This window comes from Rhizobium mongolense subsp. loessense (assembly GCF_900099775.1).
Taxonomy (GTDB): Bacteria; Pseudomonadota; Alphaproteobacteria; order Rhizobiales; family Rhizobiaceae; genus Rhizobium; species Rhizobium loessense.
This window is the reverse complement of the sequence record NZ_FMTM01000003.1, coordinates 212313-237671: the sequence shown is the minus strand read 5'-3', so window position 1 is coordinate 237671 and position 25359 is coordinate 212313. Positions and strand designations below refer to the sequence as shown.

Genomic DNA, 25359 nt, shown 5'->3' with positions numbered 1-25359 from the left:
AACGCAAGCCCCTACCTCAGCGCGGCATCCACCAGCCCGTCCGGGCGCCAATGTGCATGTTGAGCGTCTTGGTCTCTGTATAGTCCTCCACCGCATGTCGCCCGAGTTCGCGACCGAGGCCCGATTGACGATAACCGCCGAAGGGCAGTTCTGCTGCACCATCCATGAAGGTGTTCATCCAGATCGTGCCAGCCCTGACTTTTCGTCCGATCGTCAGGCAGGTGTCGATGTCGCGGCTCCAGACGCTGGCCGAAAGGCCGTAGTCGACGGAGTTCGCGATGCGGACGGCATCCTCCGCAGTTTCGAATGTCAGCACCGAAAGCACCGGTCCGAACACCTCCTCGCGCGCCACCGCCATCTCTGGTTTGACGCCGGAAAGGATCGTCGGTGCCATGTACTGGCCAAAACCAAAATCGATATGGCTGCCGCCAAGTGCGATATTCGCACCACTGTCCGCGGCGGCGGAAACATAACTCTGAACCTTCTCCAGATGCTGCGGCGTGATGATCGCGCCCACCTGCGTCGATGGATCCAGCGGATCGCCGACCTTGACTTTCTGCGACAGCGCCGCCACCCGCGACGTCACGTCGTCGGCGATGTCGCGATGCAGGATCAGGCGCGATCCGGCATTGCAGCATTCACCTGCGTTGAAATAGGCGCCGAAGACGGCGGCATCGACGAAAGCGTCGAGATCGGCGTCCGGAAACACGATCTGCGGATTTTTGCCGCCAAGCTCCAGCGACACTTTTTTGAGTGTCTTCGAGGCGTTTTCCATCGTCAGCCGGCCAACGCCGGTCGAGCCGGTGAAGGAGACCATGTCGACATCCGGATGCCCGGTCATCGTCGCGCCGACGGCTGCACCCGTGCCGACGAGAATGTTGACGACGCCCGCCGGAACGCCCGCCTCCATCAGGATTTCGCCGAGCACGAGCGTCGAGCCGGAGGTGAGTTCAGATGGCTTGACGACCGCCGTGCAGCCCGCCGCAAGCGCGAAAGGCAGCTTCTGGCTGACGATCAGGAACGGGAAATTCCAAGGCGTGATGATCGAGACGACGCCGACGGCCTCCCGCAGCACGACGCCGAGCGTTCCCTCGCTCAGCGTATTGTAGCTTTCGCCATGCAGATCGCGGGCAAGTGCTGCCGCATAACGCCAGATATCGGCAGCACCGGCGATCTCACCCTTGACCTGCGTGATCGGCTTGCCGGCCTCGATCGCATCGAGATAGGCAAGTTCATCAGTACGCGCGGCGATCATGTCCGCGGCCTTAAGCAGAATGTTGGAGCGCTCGGAGGCTGTCATGCGCGGCCACAGACCATGGTCGAACGCCTTGCGCGCCGCAGCAATCGCCTTGACCGCATCATCCTTGGCCGCTGCCTTGTAGCGGCTGACGGCAACGCCATGACTCGGTGCCACGCGCTCAATCGTGCCTGCCTCGATGCCCTCCACCCATTTGCCGTCGATCAGCATGCTGAACTCGCGCACCTTCACGTCCACGAGCTTCTGCGGTTTCAGCAGCACCGTCATCACCACTCTCCCCTGAATTGAGCCGGACGCTTTTCAGCAAATGCCGCAACGCCCTCTTTGAGATCGCCGGTCTTGGCAGCCAGGATCGATCCTAGTGCCTCGACCGCTGCACCATTGTCCTCGCCATTGGCCGATGCGATGAGAAGCTTCGAAATCTCCAGCGCCGCCGGCCCGCGAAGTGCGATGCGGAAGGCATAGTCCCTGGCCGCGGCAAGTGATGTGCCGGTATCGACGACGGCGTCGACGATGCCGTTCGCCTTTGCCTCTTCGGCCGAAAACATCTCGCCGCCGAGCACCATCCGCCGGACGATCTGCGCGCCGAAGCGCTTGACCAGCCGCTGCGTACCCGACCAGCCCGGGATCATACCGAGGCCCGTCTCAGGGAGGCCGATCTTGATCTGGCTCTCGGCAATGCGGATATCGGCAGCGCCCGCCAGTTCCAGACCGCCGCCGAGCGCATGGCCGTTCAGCGCCGCGATCAGCGGCACGCGCAGCGTCGCAAGTCGCTCGAAAATGCGATGGCCGAAGCGCACCCAGGCATGGCCGAACTCATTGGCCTGCATGCCGCCCCAGGCCTTGATGTCACCGCCCGCAGAAAAGGCCTTGCCCTCGCCTGTCAGAATAGCGACGCGGACATTAGCGTTCGCCTCCACCCCGTCGCAGGCCGCGGCCAGCGCCTTCAGCATGTCGATATCGAAGGCATTGAGCTTTTCCGGCCGCGCCACGGTCATGACCGCGATGTGACCTTCGATTGAAACCTTCACCTCACCCATGGGATGCTCCTTAAAGAACCCGCTTTGGCTTTTCTGGCAGCTTGAGGCCGATCGGCGCTTCGCCGAAGAGAGCGTCGTCCATGACCTTCAGATTGTCCGAAACGATCAACGGAAATTCCGATTGGTCGAGAATATGTGCCTGCAGATCGGCGCCGGGTGCGATCTCGGTCAAAACGATGCCATCCGGCGTCAATTTCATTACGCACCGCTCGGTGACATAGGTGACATCCTGCCCTTGGGCCACGCCGCGCGGACCCGAGAAGGTCACGTGCTCGACGGTGTTGACGAGCTTCTTGAGTTTGCCTTCCTTCTCGATCACCAGCCTGCCGCGCTCGACTCCGAGCTTTGCGCCGGCATTGAACATGCCCGAGAAGACGATCTTCTTCGCCCGCGCCGTGATATCGACGAAGCCGCCGGCGCCTGCCGTTACGTGTGGACGGAAGGAGAGCTTCGAGACGTTGACCGAGCCATCGCGGCCGATCTCAAGGAACGAGAGCAGCGAGGCATCGAAGCCTGCACCCTGGAAATAGGTGAATTGGTAGGGCGACGGCATGAAGGCATCGGCATTCGAGGCGCAGCCGAAAGCGAAGTCGAGAAGCGGAACGCCACCAACAGCACCTTGCTCGATCACCCATGTCACCGCCCCGTGAAGTCCCTCCTCCAGCAGGATACGCGGCACGTTGGCGGAAATCCCGAAGCCGAGATTGACGGCGCTCCCACCCTGCAGTTCCTGCGCCACCCGGCGCGCAATCGCCTTCTGGATATTGAACTCCGACAGGCGGAACGTGTCGAGCGGCCGGAAGATCTCGCCGGAGATGGCCGGATCATAGAGCGTTTGCGTCGTTTGCTTCTGGTCGGGATCGACCACGACATAGTCGACGAGCACGCCTGGAACGCGGACATCGTGGGGCTTCAATGAACCTTCCTTGGTGATGCGCTTCACCTGCGCGATCACGATGCCGCCATTGTTGCGGGCGGCGAGCGCCTGGTCGAGGCCGCCGAGATAGGCGCCTTCATGTTCGTATGTCAGGTTACCGCGCTCATCCGCCGTTGTCGCCCGGATGATCGCGACCTGCGGTGCGATTGCCTTGAAGAACAGCCAGTCCTCGCCTTCGAAGCTGATTTTCTTGACGACCGGTTCGGCAGCGGCCTTGGCATTCATGGCGCAGCCTTCGCGCACCGGATCGACGAAGGTATCGAGCCCAACCTTGGTGATCACCCCCGGCCGTTTGGCGGCCGCCTCACGGTGCATGTCGAAGAGGATGCCCGACGGCACGTTATAGGCGGCGATCTCGTCGTTGCCGATCATCTGCCAGATCAATGGCGGCTCGGCGCCGGACGGGCCGGAGGGATAGGAGCCCCCGATGATCTTCTTCAGCAGGCCTTTCCTCGCGATGTGGTCCACGCCTTTGATACCGCTCATGTCGCCTGCCGCAATCGGGTGCAGCGTCGTCAGATCGCAAGGATGGCCGATCGCTTCGAAACGCTCGCCGATCGCCTTCAGCATCAAATCGGGGCAGCCGAGGCCGCTCGACGACGACACCGAGACGATCGCACCGTCGGGGATCAGGGCTGCAGCCTCGGCGGGTGTGACGTGCTTGTCCATGTCAAAGCCCCGGCTCGATCTTGACCGCCTGGCCGGTCCTGGCGGATTCGACGACGGCAAGGCCGGTCGCAAGTGACCAGACACCGTCTTCGCCCGTCGCCGACGGCCTGCCCTTCCCAGCAACCGCATCGTGGAAGGCGCTGAGCGCAACCTCGTAGAGATTGGCGCTTTTGCATTCGAGTTCGGTCTCGCCTTCTGCATTCCGCAGAGTCACGCGGCCGACGGGACGCTGAGTCATGACGTTACTGGCAACGAGCGATCCGTCGCTGCCATGCACCTCGAAGCCGGTCTCTGCATATTTCGTGGTGAACCCGTCATGGAACTGCGCGATGAGGCCGGACTTGAAGCGCAGTACGCCCATGACGGCATCCTCCAGCCCGGCCTTGCCCATGCCGCCGCTCTGGCCGAAGGCGATCGCCTCGACCGGATCGTCTCCGAGCACGAAGCGCAGCGTATCGGCATCGTGCACGGTGATATCAAGGATGACGCCGCCGCCCGCGTCTGGCCGGTCGAGCCGCCAGCCCTGCAGATGCGGCGGCAGATAGACGGCGTGAAAGACACGGGCAGCGAGCGGCTTGCCGATCTTGCCCGCTGCAATCGCATCGCGCATGGCGCGGTGGGTGGCGGCATTGCGCAGGTGGTGGTTCGTCGCCAGCACCACACCCGCCTGCCTGGCAGCCTTCACCATCGCATTCGCATCGGCCTGGCTCATTGCCAGCGGCTTCTCGCACAGTACATGCTTGCCTGCCTGGATCACCGCCAGCGTCTGGTCACAGTGAAGCTCGTTGGTGGTCGAGATGTAGACTGCCTCGACATCCGGATCATTGACGAGGTCGGCAACGCTGGTCACCGATTTCGCAATGCCGTTCTCGGCCGCGTAAGTCTTGCCGCGCGCCGCGTCCGTGCTCATCACCGAGACGGCCTCGCCGCCCGCTGCGCGGATCGCACCAATCACCCATTCCCTGGCGATCGTGCTGGCACCGATCAAACCCCAATTCGTCATCGCACCCCTCCTTGAATGCCTGCGCCGCAGCTTTGACGGACGACGAGGCGCACGCTTTTGACCAGCGCTTCGGGCTCAGCCGTCCCCGAATTGATCTGCTTTAGAAGCAGCTGCGCTGCCCGGCGCCCCATGCCTTGCGGATCGACGGAAACGGTCGTCAGCGCCGGCACCGCCGTCTTTGCCTCGATCACATCGTCGAAACCGACTACCGCGAACTCGGCGCCCGGCTCTATTTTGCGGCTTCGAAGCCCGTCACAGGCGCCGAAGGCAACCGCGTCGTTGAAGCAGACCGCAGCCGTCGGAGGGGTGGCAAGCCGCATCGCCCGCTCGATCGCCTCGACGCCGCCCGCCCGCGAGGGTGCCGCTCCGATGGCCAGATCCGCGTCGAAATCCAGACCCGCGTCAAACAGCGCATCGCGATATCCCATAAAGCGCTCGGTAAAGACGGCGGTATCTGGAAAGCCCCCGAGAAAGGCGATGCGGCGATGGCCGAGTTTTGCAAGATGCGCGACGGAGGCGGCCGCTCCCGCGTGATTATCCGATGTCAGCGACGAAACCCGCGCACCTGGCACATTGCGGACGGCCAACACGACAGGGATTCCGGCATTGGCGAGCGCCCCGAAATCTGCAGCCTCGGTGCCGCGAGCCGGCGAGATGATAAGCCCGGAAATCCCGTGTTCGCGCATCGATGCAATGACTTCGCGCTGCCGGTCGATATTCTCGCCGGTATTGGCCAGAAACTGCACGTAACCCGCAGACTGCATGACGCTGTCGATGCCGACGGCGAGTTCGGCGAAGAAGCTGTTCGTCAGGTCGTTGACGACCATGCCGACGATCTTTGACTTGGCGTTGGCCTGTCTCAGATTGGCAGCGCCGCGATTATAGACATAACCAAGCTCGCGGATTGCGGCGTTCACCTTGGCGCGCGTCGTTTCGTTAACGAGCGAGCTCCCCTGCAGAACGAGCGACACGGTCGACTTTGAAACGCCGGCGGCGTTAGCGATGTCGATGACGGTCACCCGCTCCCTGCTCATGATTGCTCCTCCAAGAATACTCGAAGTTAATTGGAACGTTCCAAATTTGTCAAGGAATGAATTGCAGCGCAGTCACATCTTTCTCTGATCGGTTTGGAACGTTCTAAAATAAGGTGATAAAGCCGTGAAAAAAATCTCTTCCCGAACACAAAAGCGTACCGGAATTGACAAAAGTGCACTTTGCAGCCGTACTCAACGGTACTAATGAAATGAGCGTCGCTTCTTCTTTTCCCCGAAGCGGCCTAGAACTCAGCCTCGCCCGTCGCGAGGCTTTTTTCATTTTTACGACCGCAATCCAGGCAATGAAAAACCGCCCTTGCCGTGATCCGAGAAGAATTGGCAAAGGCGGTTCTTGTGCCGCCGCGTCTGAAAGACCGGCGGCTGCTACTTATTAACGGCGGATCAGCGGGCAGCCACGGACATTCGCGAAGGTCATGCGGTCCCAGCCACGGCGGTCACGACCGGCAACGACGACGCGGCGCGGTGTGACATTGACGACGCGCACGTCGCGCAGACCGGACCAGCGAGCCGCGCGGACTGCCATGACCGGCGAGCAACCGCGGTAGACCGGTGGCGGACGATGATACTGGACGTCGATGACAACGCCGCGCTCCGGGCCGGCTGCGGCAGCAGTCGAGACGCTGGCGGGGATCGAAGCAATGGCAAGCAATGCGGCAAACGACGCCTTGGCAATGAAATTGGTCATCGGGTTTTCCTGGTTTCAAATGATCGAACTCCCTTCCGGGGATGATTCGACAATAGAAGGCTGAAACTGAATGCTGTTCGAATTGCGTATTCAGGTTCGGTTCAGGCGCTGACATGCAGCACGATTTCGCGGCGATGAGGACGGTCGCGATGCTCGAAGAGATAGAGCCCTTGCCAGGTGCCGAGCACCATCTTGCCACTCGTAACAGGAATACCGAACGAAACCTGTGTCAGCGCCGCCTTGATATGGGCAGGCATGTCATCCGGACCTTCGGTCGTGTGGACAATCCAGCGCATCGATGGGTCCGATGACGGCGGCACGAGCCGGCGGAAGAAGGCATTGAGGTCCGTCTGCACATCCGGGTCGGCATTTTCCTGGATCAAGAGCGAACAGGAGGTGTGGCGCACGAAGACAGTGAGCAAACCTTCGTCCACGCCGGTTGCCCGGACGAAGCCAGCCGCCTGGTCGGTAAATTCGTAGAGGCCTTGCCCCCGGGTTGAGACGGAGATGATCGTCTGGGGCATGGAACTCCCTTTTTCAAAGTTCGACGACAGTTTCGAAGCCGCCGTAGATCATTCGCTTGCCATCAAAGACCGTTTTCCATTCTTCGCCCTGCAGGCGTGGATCGGACATGACCTTGGCCACTATATCGTCGCGCTCCTTCCTCGATCCATAGACGATCCAGGAAAACCCCACCACTTCGTCTTCCTTCGCCATCACCGCACGCGGAAACGAAGTCAGTTCGCCATAGGGCACGTCGTCGGCAAGGCACTCGACATATTTGAGCGCACCATGCTCCTTCCAGATCGAGCCGGCGAGATTCGCCAACTTCTTGTAAGCCTCGATATTGGCTTTCGGAACAGCCACGACGAATCCGTCGATGTAAGGCATTGTCGTTCTCCCATATTCTGTTGACGCTCATAGGACGGATGGCGAGCGCAAGGCCCGACAGTATAGGTGAGAAAATATGCGTGATCGGCCGATTTCCAGCCCCACGGCGTCCCGGCCTTGGCAAGATTGGGCAAAAGACGCGTTCGTTTCTGAATAATCCGATTGGCACGATTTGCGCCTATTGAAACGATTGTTCCGATCGCGACAACGCACCTGATCAGCCATTGAAAGAAAGCGTCAATGCGCCATTTTCTGACGCAAACGGAATGGCGCATGACGCATGAAAGCATGCTCAATAGGCTTGCTGGCGGACGCGGTGCCGCAGGCGAGTGGGTTCAGTCACACCGCGACCAGAGGGAACAAGAAAATGAAAGCACTTTTGGCTTCAACCGTCCTTGCTGCCGGCCTGATCGGCCTTTCGAGCACGGCATCGGCCGCGGACTGTGGCAACGTCACCATCGCCAGCATGAACTGGCAATCGGCCGAAGTTGCCGCAAACCTCGACAAGATCATCCTCGAGGAAGGCTATGGATGCACCGCCGAGATCGTCAGCGGCGACACTGTTCCGACGCTCACATCAATGGCTGAAAAGGGTGAGCCGGACGTCGCACCGGAAGCCTGGGTAAGCCTCCAGCCGGAACTCGTGAAGCGCGGCCTGGAAGGCGGCAAGGTGGTTGCTGCCTCAAAAATCCTTTCGGACGGCGCGATCCAGGGCTGGTGGATCCCCAAATACATCGCCGAGGCTCATCCAGACATCAAGACGATCCCTGATCTCTTCAAGCATCCCGAACTCTTCCCGGCTCCCGAAGACAAGAGCAAGGGCGCCGTCTTCAATGGCCCTCAAGGCTGGGGCGGAACGGTGGTGACCTCGCAGCTGTTCAAGGCCTATGGCGGCGACAAGGCCGGCTTCACGCTGGTTGATACGGGCTCTGCCGCCGGCCTCGACGGCTCCATCGCCAAGGCCTATGAAGGCAAACAGCCCTGGGTCGGCTACTATTGGGCCCCGACCTCGCTCCTTGGCAAATATGAAATGGTAAAACTCGGCTACGGCTCCGAATACGATGCGGCGGAATGGAAGCGCTGTACCTCGGTTGCCGATTGCCCCGATCCCAAGCCGAACGCCTGGCCGGCCGACGATGTTCAGACGCTCGTGAGCAAAACCTTTGCCGATCGCGCCGGCCCGGCCATGGACTATCTCAACAAACGTGCCTGGACGAACGACACCGTTAACAAGCTGATTGCCTGGATGACCGACAACCAGGCTACCGGTGAAGACGGCGCCAAGCACTTCCTCAAGGAAAACGAAGCCCTGTGGAAGGAATGGGTCTCTCCGGAAGTCGCAGAGAAGATCAAGGCTTCCCTCTGATCCCTCATGATCCGCAAGCTGGCGGTGCTTGACATCCAGGCACTGCCAGCCCGATCCTTTTGCGCGACGGCCATAAGAAGAACAGGGCCGCCGCCGCTTTAGCCATGGGGAACTGACATGGACTGGCTCTGGAAATTTCCGACAATGGATGCCGACACGCTGCGCGTTCTGAAGAAGAACGTGGACGAAGGCTTTCGCGCTTTTACCCGCACTTACGGCGACAGCATCGAAGGGCTGTTCAGCCCGCTGCAAAGCTTTCTGATCTGGGCCGAAAGGCTGCTCACCGGCACGCCCTGGCCGCTGGTGATCCTGGTCGTCGCCGGCATTGCCTGGCTTGGGAGCCGCAATTGGAAGATTGTCATCGGCTGCGCCGCGACGCTTCTGCTGATCGGCTGGTTCGACATGTGGGAAGACACGATGAAGACCGTTTCGATGATCTTCGTCTGCACGGTGCTTTCGGTCGCGATCGGCATTCCGATCGGCATCGGCATGTCGCGTTCCAACCGGCTCCAGAATGCCGTCAATCCGGTGCTCGACGTGATGCAGACCATGCCGAGCTTCGTCTATCTGATCCCGGTCGTCATGCTGCTCGGCATCGGCCGCGTCCCCGGTGTGATCGCGGTCGTCATCTATGCCTTGCCGCCGATGATACGCCTCACCAATCTCGGCATTCGCATGGTCGACAAGGACGTGCTCGAAGCGGCCGACGCCTTCGGTTCGTCGAGCTGGCAGAAGCTGCGCAACGTCCAGCTTCCCTTGGCGTTGCCGACCATCATGGCCGGCATCAACCAGACGATCATGATGGCACTTGCCATGGTCGTCATCGCTTCGATGATTGGCGTCCAGGGCCTCGGCCAGCCGGTGCTCAAGGCTATCGCCAACCAGTACTTCACCCTCGGCGTCTTCAACGGTCTCGCCATCGTCGGCATCGCCATCATCTTTGACCGCATCAGCCAGGCCTATGGCCTCAGGCTGCAGAAGCACCGGGAAATCGTGCATGGCTAGCCAGTCGATTGAGATACGCAATCTCTACAAGATTTTCGGTCCGCGTGGCGGCGATTACATCGAAGCCGTTACCAAGGGCATGTCGAAAACCGAGCTCAACAAGGAGCACGGTCATGTCCTCGGGCTGAAGGATATCAACATCTCGATTCCCGGCGGCAGCATCACCGTCATTATGGGGCTTTCCGGTTCCGGCAAGTCGACGCTGATCCGCCACATCAACCGGCTGATCGACCCGACGGCGGGCGAAGTACTCTATGGCAATACCGACATCTGCAAGATGAGCGAAGAGGAACTCCGCGAGTTCCGCCGCCGCAGGACGGCGATGGTGTTCCAGAAATTCGGCCTGCTGCCGCATCGCAACGTGCTGCAGAACACCGTCTACGGACTGGAAATACAAGGCATGCCGAAGGGTGAGCGCGAAGAGCGTGCTAATATCTGGATCAAGCGCGTCGGGCTCGACGGCTTTGCCGGGCATTATCCGAACCAGCTTTCGGGCGGCATGCAGCAGCGTGTCGGTCTTGCCCGTGCACTCACCAACGATGCCGAGATACTCTTGATGGATGAGGCCTATTCCGCCCTCGACCCGCTGATCCGCGTCGACATGCAGAGCGTACTGCTCGACCTGCAGAAGGAACTGAAGAAGACCATCGTCTTCATCACCCACGATCTCGACGAGGCGTTGCGGCTCGGCGACAAGGTCGCCATTTTACGCGATGGCGAGCTCATCCAGCAGGGCTCGGCTGCCGATATCGTGCTCAATCCCGCAAACGACTACATCGAGGCCTTCGTCAAGGAAGTAAACCGCAGTCGCGTCATCCCGATAGAAGCGCTGATGGAACCGCTCAGCAATCCCGCAAGCGACACCGTGATCCGCATCCCCGGCAAATCGACCGTCGAGGAAGGTATGCGAATGATGACCGAAAGCAACGTCACGCACGCGACCGTCACGGCCGCCGATGGCCTGCCCGCAGGCCGCGTGTCGCTGGAAGGTCTCGTGCGCTGTCTTGTCGGGACGGGACGCTAAAACTCGCCGGCCTCAGGCGACTGCAGTTCTTCGATCGAATCCACGCGATCCGGATAGAACGCCATGCGGTCCTTGATTTCGCGCATCGCCGCATGCGGGTTTTCATAGGTCCAGATGGCGTTCTTCGCGCGCTCGCCGCCAGGCGCGATGCTGTAATAGGAGGCCTCGCCCTTGTAGGGGCAATAAGTAGAGTGGTCGGTGCGTTGAAGCAGCGACATGTCGACATCCTTGCGCGGAATATACTGCACCGGCGGATAGGAAGCCTCGCGCAATGTCAGTGCATCGCGGGTATCAGCGACGACCTTGCCGTCGAGCTTGACGACGACGCGCGCTGGATTGTGGTCTACGGTGATCGGATGATCAGGCCCGGGAATCTTGATTGGCTTGTCTGACATGAGCGTTCGCCTTCGAAAGATTGCACCGTCCCTAACATAGGGTCGTACCCGGCGCTTCCCAAGGGGTCACCCGTCACGCGCGCCGCACCCGGTAAAGTGCAGACAAGCCGAGTCCCAGAACGGCGGCGAGCACACAGGCGACGCCAAAAATCTGATGGATGCCGACTGGCTCGCCGAGCAGCACGAAGGCAAAAATGACGGCGGAGACTGGAGCGATTGCCGTAAACAGTGAAGCCTCGCTGCCGCTGACGCGCGCTAAGCCCGCGTACCATAAGATGAAGCCGCCGACAGTCGGAACCAGCGCATAGTAGACGACGGCCGACAGCGGCCCTCCCGAAAAACCGCTTGCCCCATGGCTTTCGAAGAGAGCCGGAATGCCGGCAACGAGGAACCCGATACCGGTCATCAGCGCCGACTGCGTGAGCGGCAGGATCTCGCTCTGCATGCGCTTGTTCAGAAGAATGAACAGCCCCTCGCAGATGACGGCGCCGAGGATCAGCGCATTGCCGGCAAGTGAGCCGCGTGCGGATGCGCCTGGCGACACCGCAACCCAGAAGACGCCGAAAGCAGCAAGCGCGATGGCGACCAGCAGGAAGCGGTGCGGCCTTTCGCCGAGAATGACGATCGAGATTACCGCCGAGACGACCGGCAGCGTGCCGATGATGATGCCGGCATTCGCCGCCGACGTCAGCTGCAGGCCGGAGATCAACAACGTCGTATAGCCGACGCTGCCCGCCCCTGCCTGCGTCACGAGAATGAGCCAATCGTGGCGCGACAGTTTCGGCAGCCGGGATCGGGTGAGTTGCATCAGAAGCAGGAAGAAGGGGAAGGCCGCAGCGAAACGCAGTGCCGTTGCCGTAAACGGCGGAAGGCCTGATGCGATGATCTTGCTGGCAATCACCGTGCTGCCGACCGTGATCATCGCCAGCGTCAGATAGATGTAGCCCTGAAATGCTTTTGTCATGGGATTCTCCGTTTCGATGGACGGAGAAAACCGCAAAGACGAAATAGCTTCTTGAACGAAATTGCAGGCCGTCAAGCAAGTGCCGTGGCATAGACACGCGGCGTAAGGCCGTATTTGGCCGTGAAGACGCGTGTCATGTGGCTCTGATCGGCAAAGCCGCTGGCGAAGGCCGCTTCGGCAAGCGGCGTGCCCGAAGCGATCAGGCGGCGGGCCATGTGGATGCGCGCCTGGACCAGATAGGCATGCGGCGTCATGCCGGTTGCTTTCGCAAAACCGCGCAGCACCTGAAACCGGCTAAGGCCGCTTTCGCGCGCAAGATCGGCAAGCGAGACATTGGCGAGGGGATCGCCGTCGATCAGGCTCTGCGCCTTGCGGATCGCGCCCGGCGCCATACGAGCCACTTCCGGCATCGGCTGTTCGCGCATCACATCAGCAACAACGCCGAGGAGCAGTTCTTCGCGTGCAAGGTCATCCTGCGTGGAACTGCCTGTGATTGCGGCAAAGAGGCTCGCGAAGCGTGCTGCAAGGACGCTATTTTGAATAACGGGGCGCGGAATTTCCGAGCGCATCATCCTGCTTTCGCAGGCATCCTGCACGAGATCCCCGATGATCGCCGGATCGAAATAGAGGATGCGCCACGAGCGCCACTCGCCGATCGGTGTGCCGTCATGGACCTCGTTCGGATTGACGGTGATGAGATCGCCGGCTTGCGCCTCGACCATGCCGCGCCCGCTCAGCGACCTCTGCGCACCGGAGACAATCAGGCCGATGCCGAATTGTTCATGCGTATGCCGTGCGAAACTATGTCGTGTTTCCGCTTCGACGGCCTCCACCCCGGCCATCGCCGAACGGTGCATTGTGAACTGACTTTTGGCCACGCAGCGTCTCCTTCCGTCCGGACTGTGCCAGCGGCAGGCGAAGCACGCAACGCTTTGCCGAGATTAGTGAAGTGTTTCAGGCCGGATGTCGTCGGAGAGAATTTTCAGAGCGTCTTCGAGCGCTGCGACCAGAATATCGGTGAGTTCATCACCCTTGTTTTGGAGGAACGCCAGGCTCGCGGCCTCGTCCTGCATTTCAAAGAAGTGCTCGATTTCGTTCGACATCATCGTCCTTTCATTCACCGGAACATTCAGCGATGAAAGCAGACTAGGAGAACTTACTTGCGCAGGGCTGGTGCGAGCCCGTGTCAGAACTGCGGAAGATTGCGGCTGCGCCACAGGCTGGGCGGGATCGGATCGCCGACATCGACGGCAAACGAGACGATTTTGGTTACGCCCTCGTCCACCTCACATCGGAATTGAACGTCGTACCATCCCTCGCGCGTGCGGAAGGCACCACGCCGCACCTCGAGCTTCGTACCGCGCGGCAGCGCATAAGTGGGGACCATTACCGGGTTGTAGGCGGGCGATCCGTGAACCAGTTGCTCGCGAAGTTCGGTGCTGCAAAGCTGCGCGGCCCTTCTTCCGCGCGGCATGTTGCCCATGGCAGTCCGGGCGATCGGATCATCCGTTTCGTTCTGCGAGAACAGCGTCTTTGCTTCCTTCAGCTCGCTAGGCTTTTCAGCCTTCGTCGTTTCCGTCTGATCGATCTTGGGCTGGTCCGTAGGCTTTGCCGGTTCGAAGCCGATATTCGCCTTGTCTTCCGCGCCGGCTGCAGGTCCGTTCTTCTGCGGGTCGTTATTGGCCACATCCACCTGAGGCAGATTGACATCGTCCGGCACTGGGTTTGCCGGCGGCTGGTCCGTGGCGGGAGGCTTTGCAGCAGCCGTTTCGGCGGGCTTGGGCTCTTCCTGTTTCGGCTCGTCCGGGGGCGTCACCGGCGGCTTACCAGCCTCCGCCGAAACGTTGCCCGTTTCGGATTTGCGGGGGCCACTATCCTTGTCGCCGAACTCGAAGACCGGCCTCAGGACGGGCATTCTCTGGTCCTTCCCTTCCTTGTCGGAGGGATCGTTCCTGGCTTCGGATTTCGGCGGTTCGGACGGCTTGGCTTCCGACGGCGGAGGAGGAGGTGGTGGTGGCGCCGGCGGTTTCTGCTCAGCCTTCTCCTCGATCTTCGGCAGCTCGGGAGGTTTCTCAGGCGGCTTTTGCTCTTCTGCCTTCTTTTCCTCGGCCTTCTTCTCCTCCGGCTTCTTTTCCTCTTCCGGCGGAGGCACGAGATCGACGTTCACCGTCTCTTCTTCTGGCGGTTGCGGCGTCTTTTCAGGCAGCTTCACCAGGAAAAACGCAACGACGGCAATATGCAGCGCGATCGAGGCTGTGACACCCCAACTGATCTCTCCCCAGCGCTTTGCGACGATCTTCTGCATGCCCGCGAATTATGCTCTCCGACAAGGTACGGATGTGGCCTTTCAAGAAGGCAGCATCAAGCCGCAAAACAAAAAAGTGCCTCGCCGCGCGGCCGAGCGAAGGCCCCGCGGCCGATCGTCCACATCTTTTCACCGTCACGAGGCTGCGATCGCAGGCCGATCGCCGTTAGCCGAGCGAGCCTATGATTTCGCGATAGGCAGCCTCTGGAAACGCTTTCAGCGTTTTCGTGCGAACGTTGCCGGCCGTTGCAAGCTGCAGCGTGAACCGCGCCATCACCGCGTCGTCCGGCGCCTCGCATATGGAGACCATGTCGTATTCACCCATCGTCAGAAAGAAATCCTTGAAGGAGCCGCCCATCTCGCCGAGCGCCTTCTTTGCCGCGTCCAGCCTTTTTGCCGAGTCGCGTGCACTGCGAACGCCTTGATCCGTCCAGTTGATAAGCATGACGTATGTGGTCATTGCACACCTCCCTACGGAGGGTTTTGGTCCACGCAGGTATTGTGGCGACCTTCGCTCACGCGCTGCGGCCGGTCCCGTCCCCCGTATCATCCGGACTATACCATTGAGGCGCGAGGAAAGCGACGGAATGTCTGGTAACGCAAAAGAAAGAGCCGGGACGGACCCGGCTCTTCGATCATCAATCAGTCATCCGCAAGGCTGTCATCGCGGCCGGTACGGCTCTCAGCTATCCAGGAAGCTGCGGAGTTTTCTGGAGCGGCTCGGATGCTTGAGCTTGCGCAGCGCCTTCGCCTCGATCTGACGGATACGTTCGCGGGTAACCGAGAACTGCTGGCCGACTTCCTCGAGCGTATGGTCCGTGTTCATGCCGATGCCGAAGCGCATGCGCAGCACGCGTTCCTCGCGCGGTGTGAGCGAGGCGAGAACACGCGTCGTCGTCTCGCGCAGGTTCGCCTGGATGGCGGCGTCGATTGGCAGCAGCGCGTTCTTGTCTTCGATGAAATCGCCGAGGTGTGAATCTTCCTCGTCGCCCACGGGGGTTTCGAGCGAGATCGGCTCCTTGGCGATCTTCAGGACCTTGCGGACCTTTTCGAGCGGCATGGCGAGCTTTTCGGCCAGTTCCTCCGGCGTCGGCTCGCGGCCGATTTCGTGCAGCATCTGGCGGGACGTGCGGACGATCTTGTTGATCGTCTCGATCATGTGCACCGGAATGCGGATCGTGCGCGCCTGGTCGGCGATCGAGCGGGTGATCGCCTGGCGGATCCACCATGTCGCATAGGTCGAGAACTTATAGCCGCGGCGGTATTCGAACTTGTCGACCGCCTTCATCAGGCCGATATTGCCTTCCTGAATGAGGTCGAGGAACTGCAGGCCGCGGTTGGTGTACTTCTTGGCGATGGAGATGACGAGGCGAAGATTCGCTTCGACCATTTCCTTCTTGGCTATGCGCGCTTCGCGCTCGCCCTTCTGCACCATGTGCACGATGCGGCGGAACTCCGAAATCGAGATGCCGGTTTCCGTGGCGAGGTTCTGGATCTCCTGGCGGATGTCACGGATCGTCGTGTTCTCGCCCTTGGCGAATTCCTTCCAGCCGCGCGCAGCCAGATTGCCGATCGACTTCATCCAGTTCGGATCGAGCTCGGCACCCTGATACTGCTCCAGGAACGAGTCGCGCTTGACGCCGTAGGATTCAGCCAGACGCAGCAGGCGGCCTTCGTTCTGAACGAGGCGCTTGTTGATATCGTAAAGCTGCTCGACCAGAGCCTCGATGCGGTTCTGGTTGAGCGAAAGCGACTTGACGGCCTTGATCAGCTCGTCCTTGAGTTCCTTGTAGCGGCGCTCTTGGGCAGAAGACAGCGTACCGGTCGCGGCAAGGCGTTGCTCGACCTGCTGGTCCTGCAGCTTGCGCAGCTTCTTGTAGGTCTCGGCGATGAGGTCGAGCGTCTCCATGACCTGCGGCCGCAGCTCTGCTTCCATGGCTGCGAGCGAGAGGTTGGATTCGTCTTCGTCCTCTTCCTCTTCTTCCACAGGCATGCCTTCGCCGCCGACATCGGTGATGTCGTCGTCGCCGGAACGCATGCGGCGGGTCTTTTCCTTCTCTTCGGCGGCCTTGCGGTCAGCCTCGATCTTTTCAGGGCTCTGGAACTGTGGGGCGGCCTTGGCTTCCGGACCGGAATAGGTCGTTTCGAGATCGATGATCTCGCGAAGCAGCGTCGTGCCCTCGTTCAGTTCGTCGCGCCAGATGATGAGCGCTTGGAAGGTGAGCGGGCTTTCGCAGAGCCCGGCGATCATGGTTTCGCGGCCGGCCTCGATGCGCTTGGCGATGGCAATTTCGCCTTCGCGCGACAAGAGTTCGACGGAACCCATCTCGCGCAGATACATGCGCACCGGATCGTCGGTACGATCGGTCGGCTCCTTCTTCTTTGCCGTTGCAAGCGCGGTGCCGCCGGAAGGCGCAAGTTCGCCGCCTTCGCTCTCGTCATCGCCGCCCGCGTCGTCGTCGTCACCGCCGCCCTGGCCTGCCTCTTCGGCTTCTTCGTCTTCGATGACATTGATGCCCATATCGGACAACATCGCCATCGTGTCTTCGATCTGCTCGGACGTCACTTCCTCGGACGGAAGAACGGCATTCAGCTCGTCCATCGTCACGTAGCCGCGCTTCTTCGCGGCCTTGATCATTTTCTTGACCGCGTCATCGGAAAGATCGAGAAGAGGGCCGTCGGATGCGCCGTCGCGTTCGACTTCCGCTTCTTCGTTCTCTTTGACCTTGGTTACCATTTATATCGTCGCCTTCCTGACGCTATTCAAACTCGCTGCGGTGAACGGCCCTCGAAGCCTGAGTGCGCAAACCCAAGCCTCGAATCACCTTACCCACCTAACGGGATGACCTTTAAAGCCCAATTAACCACGATCGCTGATGCCGGACGACAGAGCTTTAGTGCTTCGAAATTTCCGGCCATGGTTATGTGCGATCCGCCTCGACCCAGTTCACCGCTTTTCAAGTCGAACGGTGATTCCCACAATTTTTGTTCGCGTCAAGCTTTTCCACTAAAAAAGCCGTCGAAAACACGGAAAAACCCTTATCCACAGGCTGGGAACCGCTCAAGCGATTGCTTCGCTTAGATAGGATGTCACCGCAAGAAGACAAGGGGAGCAGGAATTCTTGCCACGGCAACGAGAGATCTTCCTGGTTTTTAGCTGCCGTTACAGGATATCCGCCGCCCATCGCTATCGGGACGCGCCATCGTAAGGCATGATTTCCAGAGAATCGAGATCGATGACGGGAATACAGCGCAGGTTGATCGATGCCATGGGATCGCCGTTCGGAAGAACGCCTTCGCCGTAGGGTGCAATACCGCAGTTGCTGCAGAAGTGATGTTTGATGACATGGGTGTTGAAAGTATAGGTCGACTTGTTTTCTTCCGGCGTCTGCAGCTTTAGCTTGTCGCGCGGTACAAAAGCAAGCAGGCCGCCCCGCCGCCGGCAGAGCGAGCAATTGCAATCGATCGCCGTCTTGAAGTCTCCTTCCACCTCGAACGCGATCTTGCCGCAGTGGCAGCTTCCCTGGTAGATCATCTTTTTTCCTTTAGTTCCAATCCATCACGACCTTGCCGGAATTGCCTGAGCGCATCGCCTCGAAGCCGTCCCGGAATTCGTCGATCTTGATGCGGTGCGTGATGACAGGCGACAGATCGAGCCCGCCTTGCACGAAGGCGATCATCTTGTACCAGGTCTCGAACATCTCGCGACCGTAGATGCCCTTGAGGTTCAGCATCTTGAAGATGACCTTGTTCCAGTCGATCTCGAAACCAGCCGGCGCGATGCCGAGGATTGCGATCTTGCCACCGTTGTTCATCTTGTCGATCATGTCGCGGAAGGCGGGTGCTGCACCCGACATTTCCAGGCCGACGTCAAAACCCTCCGTCATACCGATCGCCTTCATGACATCGGCAAGATTCTCCTTCGATGCATCCACGACGTAGTCGATGCCGAGTCTGCGCGCCAAATCCAGTCGGTGCGGGTTGATGTCGGTAATGACGACTTTGCGGGCGCCGGAACGTTTGGCGACGAGTGCGCCCATGATGCCGATCGGGCCTGCACCGGTGACGAGCACGTCCTCGCCGACGAGATCGAAGGAAAGTGCTGTATGAACCGCATTGCCGAAGGGGTCGAAGATCGCAGCGATCTCGTCCGGGATGTCGTCCGGGATCGGCACGACATTGGCTTCCGGAATACAGACGAACTCGCCGAAGGAGCCGGGACGGTTGACGCCGACGCCAAGGGTGTTGCGGCAGAGATGCCCCCTGCCGGCACGGCAGTTGCGGCACTTGCCGCAGACGATATGGCCCTCGCCGGAAACCCGCTCGCCGACATGGTATCTGGTGACGGCGGAACCGATCTCGGCGATCTCGCCGCAGAACTCATGGCCGACGACCATCGGTACCGGAATGGTCTTCTGGGCCCACTGGTCCCAGTTCCAGATATGGACGTCCGTACCGCAGATCGCCGACTTCTTGACGCGGATCAGAACGTCGTTCGGCCCGACCTCAGGAACCGGCACGTTTTCCATCCAGAGCCCGACTTCCGGTTTCGACTTGACCAGCGCCTTCATCATATTCGACATTTGAGGATTCCCGTCTTGTAAGGTGCCCAGCTTCGCTATTTCCCTTCTCCCCTCGGGGAGAACGGCACACCGTCAATTGCTCTTCATTCCATTCAGAGCGTCGCTGACGCTTCGGCCCCTCATCCGTTTTGACATCTTCTCCGCGCCGCGGAGAAGATGGAACAAGCGGTGTCAAATGACGCCCAGCTCCCTGCCCGCTTCCGCGAAAGCCGCAACCACGCGCTCGACATCTGCCCTGGAATGCGCCGCCGACATCTGCGTGCGGATGCGCGCCTGGCCCTTGGGCACGACCGGGAACGAAAAGCCGATCACGTAAACACCCTTCTTCAGCATCAGCGCCGCCATGTCCTGTGCGAGCTTGGCATCGCCGAGCATCACGGGAATGATCGGATGCCCCTCGCCCGCCAGCGTGAAACCGAGCTTGGTCATCTCCGCGCGGAAGAGCGAAGCATTCGCTGAAAGTTTTTCGCGCAATGCGTTGCCGTTCTCGATCAGGTCAAAGACCTTGAGCGAGGCGGCGGCAATGACCGGTGCAAGCGTATTGGAAAAGAGATAGGGTCGCGAGCGCTGCCGAAGCCAGTCGACGATCTCGGCCTTCGCCGAAGTATAACCTCCCGAAGCACCGCCGAGTGCCTTTCCGAGCGTGCCGGTGATGACATCGACACGGCCTTCGACGCCGCAATGTTCCGGCGAACCACGACCATGCTTGCCGACGAAGCCGACGGCATGGCTGTCGTCCACCATGACCATTGCGCCGTATTTCTCCGCGAGATCGCAGACACCTTGCAAGTTGGCGATGATGCCGTCCATCGAGAACACACCGTCGGTCGCGATCATCTTGAAGCGGCTGTCTTCGGCCTTCTTCAACTCCTCTTCCAGCGCCTTCATATCGTTGTTGGCATAGCGGAAACGCTTGGCTTTGGAGAGCCGCACGCCGTCGATGATCGAGGCATGGTTAAGCGCATCGGAGATGATCGCATCCTCCTCGCCAAGCAGCGTCTCGAACAAACCGCCATTGGCATCGAAGCAGGAGGAATAAAGGAGCGTGTCCTCCATGCCGAGGAACGACGAAATGCGGGATTCGAGTTGCTTGTGCTCCTCCTGAGTGCCGCAGATGAAGCGGACGGAGGCCATGCCGTATCCATAACGGTCGAGTGCCTTTTTGCCCGCCTCGGCCAGCTCGTCGTTATCCGCAAGGCCGAGATAGTTGTTGGCGCAGAAGTTCAGCACGCGCTCGCCGGAGGCTATGGCGATTTCGCCGGCTTGCTTCGAGGTAATGACGCGCTCGGACTTGTAGAGGCCGGCATCCTTGAGCGCGGAGAGTTCGCCGCGCAGATGGGAGATGAATTGCGAGGTCATTGACGGTCTTTCTTCCGATGCTTCCGACTGTCGCCGAGTTAGCATATTGCCGTCGGCTTGTCTTGTTCAGCGCCGAACCGAAACCAGCAGGAAGCAGCCTCCTGCAGAAGGATGGAGCTGGCACGCACAACACCGCACTTGAATTCGCCAATTGACCTCGCTCGGAATTGCCTCCTTCGTCAACGGCATGTCCTGACCGTCGATCGCGGATGACCGTCGGGATGTGAAAACTGCCTTTGCAGCTAGCCTTCATCGGGCGGATAGACTGCAAGATGGCGATCTCGATCCTAGAGCTCGGTTTCCATTTCGACGTCAACAAGACCGAAACGCTCCTGAACGGCAAGGATGGCTCCCGGCGTGTTGGCGCCGGTGCGTTCGAGTTCCATGAAGAAATGTTCGAAACCACCGGGTGTTACGACGGCCATCATGCGCCCTGTCGCATCGCTGATGTTTTTCCACGCATGCGGCACGTTCGGCGGCAGAACGACCGTGGTGCCCAAAGGCGCATCGATCACCTCGTTGCCGCACCAGAAACGATAGGCTCCGGCAATCACACGGAAAACCTCGGTCTCGCGCGTATGCATGTGCGGGGCCGGTCCTGTTCCGGGCGCTGAAAATGTCTCCCACATGCCAAGCACGCCCCCGGTCTCTTCTGCCGTCGCATGAATAAAGACCTGCCCATCGTGCAGATGTCTAGCAATCCGCTCACGCCCGGGCGACGAAACCACCGCTCTGTTGAAAATTGCCATTGAAGGTCCCCCGGACTTTAGGGGAAACATATCAGAGGTCCGGCGCGCAGAACATCACCCGATTGCATTAGGCAGGCCTCTGCAACCGCCCCAATTCCGGTCTAGTCGCCGTTTGCCAGAATGACGTCCAGAAACGCATCGCCATAGCGCTCAAGCTTCGATTGCCCAACGCCCGAGATGTTCAGGAGATCCTTCCGGCTCCTTGGCCGCTCGGTGGCGAAGGCAATCAGCGTCGTATCGGGGAAGACGACATAGGGCGGAACGCCGAGGGATTTGGCGATCGACGTGCGTTCGGCCCGAAGCGCTTCGAAGAGAATGCTGTCGGCGCCGGAAAGACCGGAGCGGCGCTCGCTACGTTCGGCTTTCTTGGTGCGGCGTTCCGAGGCCGGGCGGTCCTTGCGGAAGAAGACCTGGCGTTCATGCTTGAAGACGGCTCGGGCATCCGGCTCAAGCTTCATCGCGCCATAGGCTTCATGATCGATGCGGATCAGACCCATGGCAAGAAGCTGGCGGAAGACGGATTGCCAGATGCGGGCCGGGACATCCTTGCCGGCGCCGAAGACCGGCATGTCGATATGGCCGAAGCGCTCGGTCTTTTCATTGATATTGCCGAGGAGCACATCGATCACATGGCTGGTGCCAAAACGCTCGCCGGTGCGATAGACGGCGGCCAGCGCCTTGATCGCCGCTTCCGTCCCGTCCCAGGTTTCGACAGGCTTCAGGCAGGTATCGCAATTTCCGCAATTGCCGGCATGCGCCTCGCCGAAATGCCCAAGAATCGCCTGACGGCGGCAGGAAGCCGTTTCGCAGATGGCGAGCAGCGCGTTGAGCTTGCCGCGTTCGATGCGTTTGATCTCATCGGCCGCATTGCCCTCGTCGATCATGCGGCGGCGCTGGATGGCGTCGGACATGCCATAGGCCATCCAGACCTCCGACGGCAGGCCGTCGCGCCCAGCACGACCGGTTTCCTGGTAATAGGCCTCGATGGAGCCCGGCAGGTCGAGATGGGCGACATAACGCACATTCGGCTTGTCGATGCCCATGCCGAAGGCGACTGTGGCAACGAGGCAAAGCTCTTCCTCTTTCAGGAACGCATCCTGATTGGCATCGCGCAGCGACCGGTCCATGCCGGCATGATAGGGAAGCGCGCGGATGCCCTGCGTGTTCAGCCAATCTGCCGTGTCTTCGACCTTGGCGCGCGACAGGCAGTAGATGATGCCGCTATTGCCCTTGTGCCTCGAGAGGAACCGCAGGAGCTGCTGGCGCGGCTGATCGCGCTCGACGATTTCGTAGGAAATGTTCGGCCGGTCGAAGCTGGTGGTGAAGACCTTGGCATTGTTCAGCGCCAGCCGTTCGATGATGTCGTCGCGGGTGTGCGGATCGGCAGTCGCCGTCAATGCAATGCGCGGCACGCCCGGATAGTGTTCCGCAAGCCTGCCGAGTTCGCGATATTCCGGGCGGAAGTCATGCCCCCATTGCGAGACGCAGTGCGCTTCGTCGATCGCAAAGAGCGCGATCTTCGCACTGCCGATCGTCTCTCTGAAGCCGTCCATGAGGATCCTCTCCGGCGTGACATAAAGAAGATCGAGCTGACCCGCCGAGAGCGCCCGGCGGACATCGACGAATTCCTCGCGGGTGAGCGACGAGTTGATCGCTGCAGCGCGGATGCCGAGCTGCTTCATCGCCTCCACCTGATCGCGCATCAGGGCAATCAGCGGCGAAACGACGATGCCGACGCCGTCACGGCAAAGCGCCGGGATCTGGAAGCAGAGCGATTTGCCGGCGCCCGTCGGAAAGAGCACCACGGCATCGCCGCCTGCCACGAGCTGATCGATCACTTGCTGTTGCTTGCCGCGAAACGCGGGATAGCCGTAGACGCGCTTCAGGATGACGAGCGGGTCCCGGCCGTTGCCGAAGAGCGCGCCTGCGGCGGAAAATGCCATGTCACCGCCGTCCATCAATGGCTTGCCGCGCCCTTCACACGGCCGGATAGCACGCCGAAGCCATCGATGATGGCTTCCTGGTTCTCCAGCCGGAGGCCCTCGAAATGGACTTCCTGCAGGGCGCGCATCAACTGGTCGATGACATCGCCGTCTCCGGCCTCCGTTGCCTCGGCGATCTCGCGTTCGAGCTCGATCTTCTGCCAGCGCAGTGCCTTGGCGCGCTTGTGGAAGGCAAGCGCCTGGCGGTAGCCCTCGCGGGCATCTTCCATGGCTGCCTCCTCCGTCGCGATCCAGAGGCGCGCGTTGCGGATCTGCTGCTCCAGGCTCTTAAGGAGCGCGCCGAACCCCTGCTCCTCCAGCCGCTCGATCAGGTATTCGCGCGTCAGATGCGGCCCGGCGACGGCCGCCGCAGCACCGAGCACACCTGACCATAGTCGCTGAAGCTCGCGGTTGTCGTAATCGATCGAGGCGATTTCGTCATACTCGTCCTGCATCAGGGCGGGATGATTGACGATGGTGAGCGCCAGCACGCTTTCGCGCAACGCCGGAATCTCCTGATGCCCGCGCACGAGACCCGAACGCGCAAGGCGCTCGGAAACGCCACCGCCGGAGATGCGCGCGCCGCGCGCCTCATGCCCGCCGCGTCCGCCGGGCGGGCCGCCGCGATCGAAGCTTCGGCGCTCGCCGCGGTTTTGGAATTGCGGTTGAAAGAATGCGTTGAGCCGGTCCCGGATGTCCTGCTGATAGTGGCGGCGGACATTTTCGTCGACGATGACGGCGACCATCTGTTTTAGCCGGGCTTCGAGTTCGGCGCGCGCCTCCGGCGTATCGAAATTGCCCGCGTTGATCTCGCGGCTCCAGAGCATCTCGGCGAGCGGCTTTGCCTGGCTCATCACCTTGTCGAAAGGCGCGCGGCCATCATGGCGCACGAGGTCATCCGGGTCCTTGCCATCTGGCAGCAGCGCAAAACGCACGGTTCGGCCGGGCTTCAGATGCGGCAGCGCCAAATCTGCCGCACGGTTTGCGGCGCGGGTTCCGGCGCCGTCACCATCAAAGCAGAGCACCGGCTGCGGCGTCATTTTCCAAAGCAGTTCGAGCTGATTCTCGGTAAGCGCCGTACCGAGCGGCGCAACGGCATTCTCGACGCCGGCCTGATGCAACGCGATGACGTCCATATAACCTTCGACGGCGATGATGGTGCCGGCGCCGTCTGCGCCTTGGATCGCTCTGCGGGCGCGCGCGAAATTGTAGAGCACATTGCCTTTGTGGAAGAGCTCGGTCTCGTTGGAATTGAGATATTTCGCTGGCGCATCCGGCGACATGGCGCGGCCACCGAAGGCGATCACCTTCTCCCGCGACGAGAGAATGGGAAACATGATGCGGTCGCGGAAGCGATCATAGCTGACAGGCACGTCGGGACCATGGACCACAAGACCGCAGGCTTCGATCTGCTCCTTGGCAATGCCCTTGCCCGCCAGAAACTCCTTGAGCGCATTGCGGCTGTCCGGCGCAAAGCCGAGGCGGAAGGTGTCGATTGTCCGTCCCGTCAGTCCGCGGTCGCGTAGGTATGCCCGCCCCCGCGCGCCGTTCGCCGTCTGCAATTGGTCCTGGAAGAACTGCGTCGCCAGTTCCATGACGTCCTGAAGCGAGCCGCGCTCCTTCTCGCGCTTTTCCATGACAGGATCGGCGATCGGCATGGCGACACCCGCCATATCGGCGATCTGCTGAACGGCTTCGGGAAAACTCATGCCCTCAAGCTCGGTCAGGAAGCGGAAATGGTCGCCAGTGACGCCGCAGCCGAAGCAGTGATAGCGGCCCTTTCGGTCCTCGCAGTGAAAGCTCGGCGACTTCTCGCCGTGGAACGGACAGCAGGCCCAGTAATCGCCGCGCGAAACATTGGTCTTGCGCTTGTCCCAGCTCACGCGACGGCCGATTACATCCGAAATCTGGACGCGGTCGCGTATCTCATCGAGAAAGGAATTGGAAAAGCGCATATGAACCTCTTGGCGAACCATCATATACGCAGGTTTGGCGGAACCTGCCATGAACTTCAGCGGAAAGACGCGCTATTCACAGGCTTGACGCCCCCGAATTTGTATAGACGACGACGCATGCGTGCCTAGACGAA

General features: G+C 60.6%; 24 protein-coding genes. 3 read left to right on the top strand and 21 right to left on the bottom strand.

Features of this window, described 5'->3' with window-relative positions:
• Positions 1 to 16 precede the first annotated feature (16 nt).
• From BLP23_RS12380 to BLP23_RS12345, 8 genes are all read right to left on the bottom strand, one after another.
• Positions 17 to 1525, bottom strand: coding sequence for an aldehyde dehydrogenase family protein (locus BLP23_RS12380; protein ID WP_092585157.1), 1509 nt, complete (start codon positions 1523 to 1525; stop codon positions 17 to 19).
• Positions 1525 to 2298, bottom strand: coding sequence for an enoyl-CoA hydratase/isomerase family protein (locus tag BLP23_RS12375; protein WP_092585156.1), 774 nt, complete (start codon positions 2296 to 2298; stop codon positions 1525 to 1527). The genes BLP23_RS12380 and BLP23_RS12375 overlap by 1 nt, the downstream gene beginning before the upstream one ends.
• 10 nt (positions 2299 to 2308) lie before the next feature.
• Positions 2309 to 3904 carry an acyl CoA:acetate/3-ketoacid CoA transferase gene (locus tag BLP23_RS12370; protein WP_092585155.1) on the bottom strand — a complete coding sequence of 532 codons (1596 nt, stop codon included), beginning with the start codon at positions 3902 to 3904 and terminating at the stop codon, positions 2309 to 2311.
• Between the two features lies 1 nt (position 3905).
• Positions 3906 to 4907 (bottom strand): Gfo/Idh/MocA family protein, encoded by a 1002-nt coding sequence (locus tag BLP23_RS12365; RefSeq protein WP_092585154.1) that lies wholly within the window; start codon positions 4905 to 4907, stop codon positions 3906 to 3908.
• The gene (locus BLP23_RS12360; RefSeq protein ID WP_092585153.1) at positions 4904 to 5941 is read right to left on the bottom strand and encodes a LacI family DNA-binding transcriptional regulator; all 1038 of its coding nucleotides are present in this window, start codon (positions 5939 to 5941) and stop codon (positions 4904 to 4906) included. Before BLP23_RS12360 ends, BLP23_RS12365 begins: the two co-directional genes overlap by 4 nt.
• 391 nt (positions 5942 to 6332) lie before the next feature.
• On the bottom strand, positions 6333 to 6647 hold the full coding sequence (locus BLP23_RS12355) for a hypothetical protein (protein ID WP_092585152.1): 315 nt from the start codon (positions 6645 to 6647) through the stop codon (positions 6333 to 6335).
• 101 nt (positions 6648 to 6748) lie between these two features.
• Entirely contained in the window at positions 6749 to 7171 is a 423-nt protein-coding gene (locus tag BLP23_RS12350) for a secondary thiamine-phosphate synthase enzyme YjbQ (RefSeq protein ID WP_092585151.1), read from the bottom strand.
• Between the two features lie 13 nt (positions 7172 to 7184).
• Positions 7185 to 7538 carry a DUF1428 domain-containing protein gene (locus BLP23_RS12345; protein WP_092585150.1) on the bottom strand — a complete coding sequence of 118 codons (354 nt, stop codon included), beginning with the start codon at positions 7536 to 7538 and terminating at the stop codon, positions 7185 to 7187.
• Positions 7539 to 7905: 367 nt separating this feature from the next.
• Here BLP23_RS12345 and BLP23_RS12340 point away from each other — a divergent pair, with 367 nt between their 5' ends.
• The 3 genes from BLP23_RS12340 (at position 7906) to BLP23_RS12330 (ending at position 10933) form a co-directional block, all read left to right on the top strand.
• Positions 7906 to 8904 carry an ABC transporter substrate-binding protein gene (locus tag BLP23_RS12340; RefSeq protein WP_092585149.1) on the top strand — a complete coding sequence of 333 codons (999 nt, stop codon included), beginning with the start codon at positions 7906 to 7908 and terminating at the stop codon, positions 8902 to 8904.
• Between the two features lie 117 nt (positions 8905 to 9021).
• Positions 9022 to 9909 carry an ABC transporter permease gene (locus BLP23_RS12335; RefSeq protein WP_092585148.1) on the top strand — a complete coding sequence of 296 codons (888 nt, stop codon included), beginning with the start codon at positions 9022 to 9024 and terminating at the stop codon, positions 9907 to 9909.
• Positions 9902 to 10933, top strand: coding sequence for a quaternary amine ABC transporter ATP-binding protein (locus BLP23_RS12330; RefSeq protein WP_092585147.1), 1032 nt, complete (start codon positions 9902 to 9904; stop codon positions 10931 to 10933). The genes BLP23_RS12335 and BLP23_RS12330 overlap by 8 nt, the downstream gene beginning before the upstream one ends.
• On the opposite strand, the gene BLP23_RS12325 is transcribed toward BLP23_RS12330, so the two are convergent.
• From BLP23_RS12325 to dnaG, 13 genes are all read right to left on the bottom strand, one after another.
• Positions 10930 to 11328, bottom strand: a complete 399-nt coding sequence (locus tag BLP23_RS12325; protein WP_092585146.1) for a DUF427 domain-containing protein — start codon at positions 11326 to 11328, stop codon at positions 10930 to 10932. The two genes, BLP23_RS12330 and BLP23_RS12325, sit on opposite strands and share 4 nt — an antisense overlap.
• 73 nt (positions 11329 to 11401) lie before the next feature.
• Entirely contained in the window at positions 11402 to 12292 is an 891-nt protein-coding gene (locus BLP23_RS12320; protein WP_092585145.1) for a DMT family transporter, read from the bottom strand.
• A 71-nt stretch (positions 12293 to 12363) separates the two neighbouring features.
• On the bottom strand, positions 12364 to 13170 hold the full coding sequence (locus BLP23_RS12315) for an AraC family transcriptional regulator (RefSeq protein ID WP_092585144.1): 807 nt from the start codon (positions 13168 to 13170) through the stop codon (positions 12364 to 12366).
• A 63-nt stretch (positions 13171 to 13233) separates the two neighbouring features.
• Positions 13234 to 13398, bottom strand: coding sequence for a hypothetical protein (locus BLP23_RS33665; RefSeq protein WP_167363875.1), 165 nt, complete (start codon positions 13396 to 13398; stop codon positions 13234 to 13236).
• A gap of 80 nt (positions 13399 to 13478) precedes the next feature.
• Entirely contained in the window at positions 13479 to 14597 is a 1119-nt protein-coding gene (locus BLP23_RS12310; protein ID WP_092585143.1) for a DUF930 domain-containing protein, read from the bottom strand.
• A 166-nt stretch (positions 14598 to 14763) separates the two neighbouring features.
• On the bottom strand, positions 14764 to 15057 hold the full coding sequence (locus tag BLP23_RS12305; RefSeq protein WP_022714277.1) for a GYD domain-containing protein: 294 nt from the start codon (positions 15055 to 15057) through the stop codon (positions 14764 to 14766).
• 222 nt (positions 15058 to 15279) lie between these two features.
• Positions 15280 to 17334: an RNA polymerase sigma factor RpoD gene (gene rpoD, locus BLP23_RS12300; protein WP_092585142.1), complete on the bottom strand. Its 2055-nt coding sequence runs from the start codon at positions 17332 to 17334 to the stop codon at positions 15280 to 15282.
• 450 nt (positions 17335 to 17784) lie between these two features.
• Positions 17785 to 18132, bottom strand: a complete 348-nt coding sequence (locus BLP23_RS12295) for a GFA family protein (protein ID WP_092585141.1) — start codon at positions 18130 to 18132, stop codon at positions 17785 to 17787.
• A gap of 10 nt (positions 18133 to 18142) precedes the next feature.
• On the bottom strand, positions 18143 to 19180 hold the full coding sequence (gene tdh, locus BLP23_RS12290) for an L-threonine 3-dehydrogenase (RefSeq protein ID WP_092585140.1): 1038 nt from the start codon (positions 19178 to 19180) through the stop codon (positions 18143 to 18145).
• 171 nt (positions 19181 to 19351) lie between these two features.
• Positions 19352 to 20539: a glycine C-acetyltransferase gene (locus tag BLP23_RS12285; RefSeq protein ID WP_092585139.1), complete on the bottom strand. Its 1188-nt coding sequence runs from the start codon at positions 20537 to 20539 to the stop codon at positions 19352 to 19354.
• Positions 20540 to 20826: 287 nt separating this feature from the next.
• Positions 20827 to 21288 carry a cupin domain-containing protein gene (locus BLP23_RS12280; RefSeq protein ID WP_092585138.1) on the bottom strand — a complete coding sequence of 154 codons (462 nt, stop codon included), beginning with the start codon at positions 21286 to 21288 and terminating at the stop codon, positions 20827 to 20829.
• 101 nt (positions 21289 to 21389) lie between these two features.
• Positions 21390 to 23231: a DNA helicase RecQ gene (gene recQ, locus BLP23_RS12275; protein ID WP_407691787.1), complete on the bottom strand. Its 1842-nt coding sequence runs from the start codon at positions 23229 to 23231 to the stop codon at positions 21390 to 21392.
• 14 nt (positions 23232 to 23245) lie between these two features.
• Positions 23246 to 25225, bottom strand: a complete 1980-nt coding sequence (gene dnaG, locus BLP23_RS12270; protein ID WP_092585564.1) for a DNA primase — start codon at positions 25223 to 25225, stop codon at positions 23246 to 23248.
• Positions 25226 to 25359 lie beyond the last annotated feature (134 nt).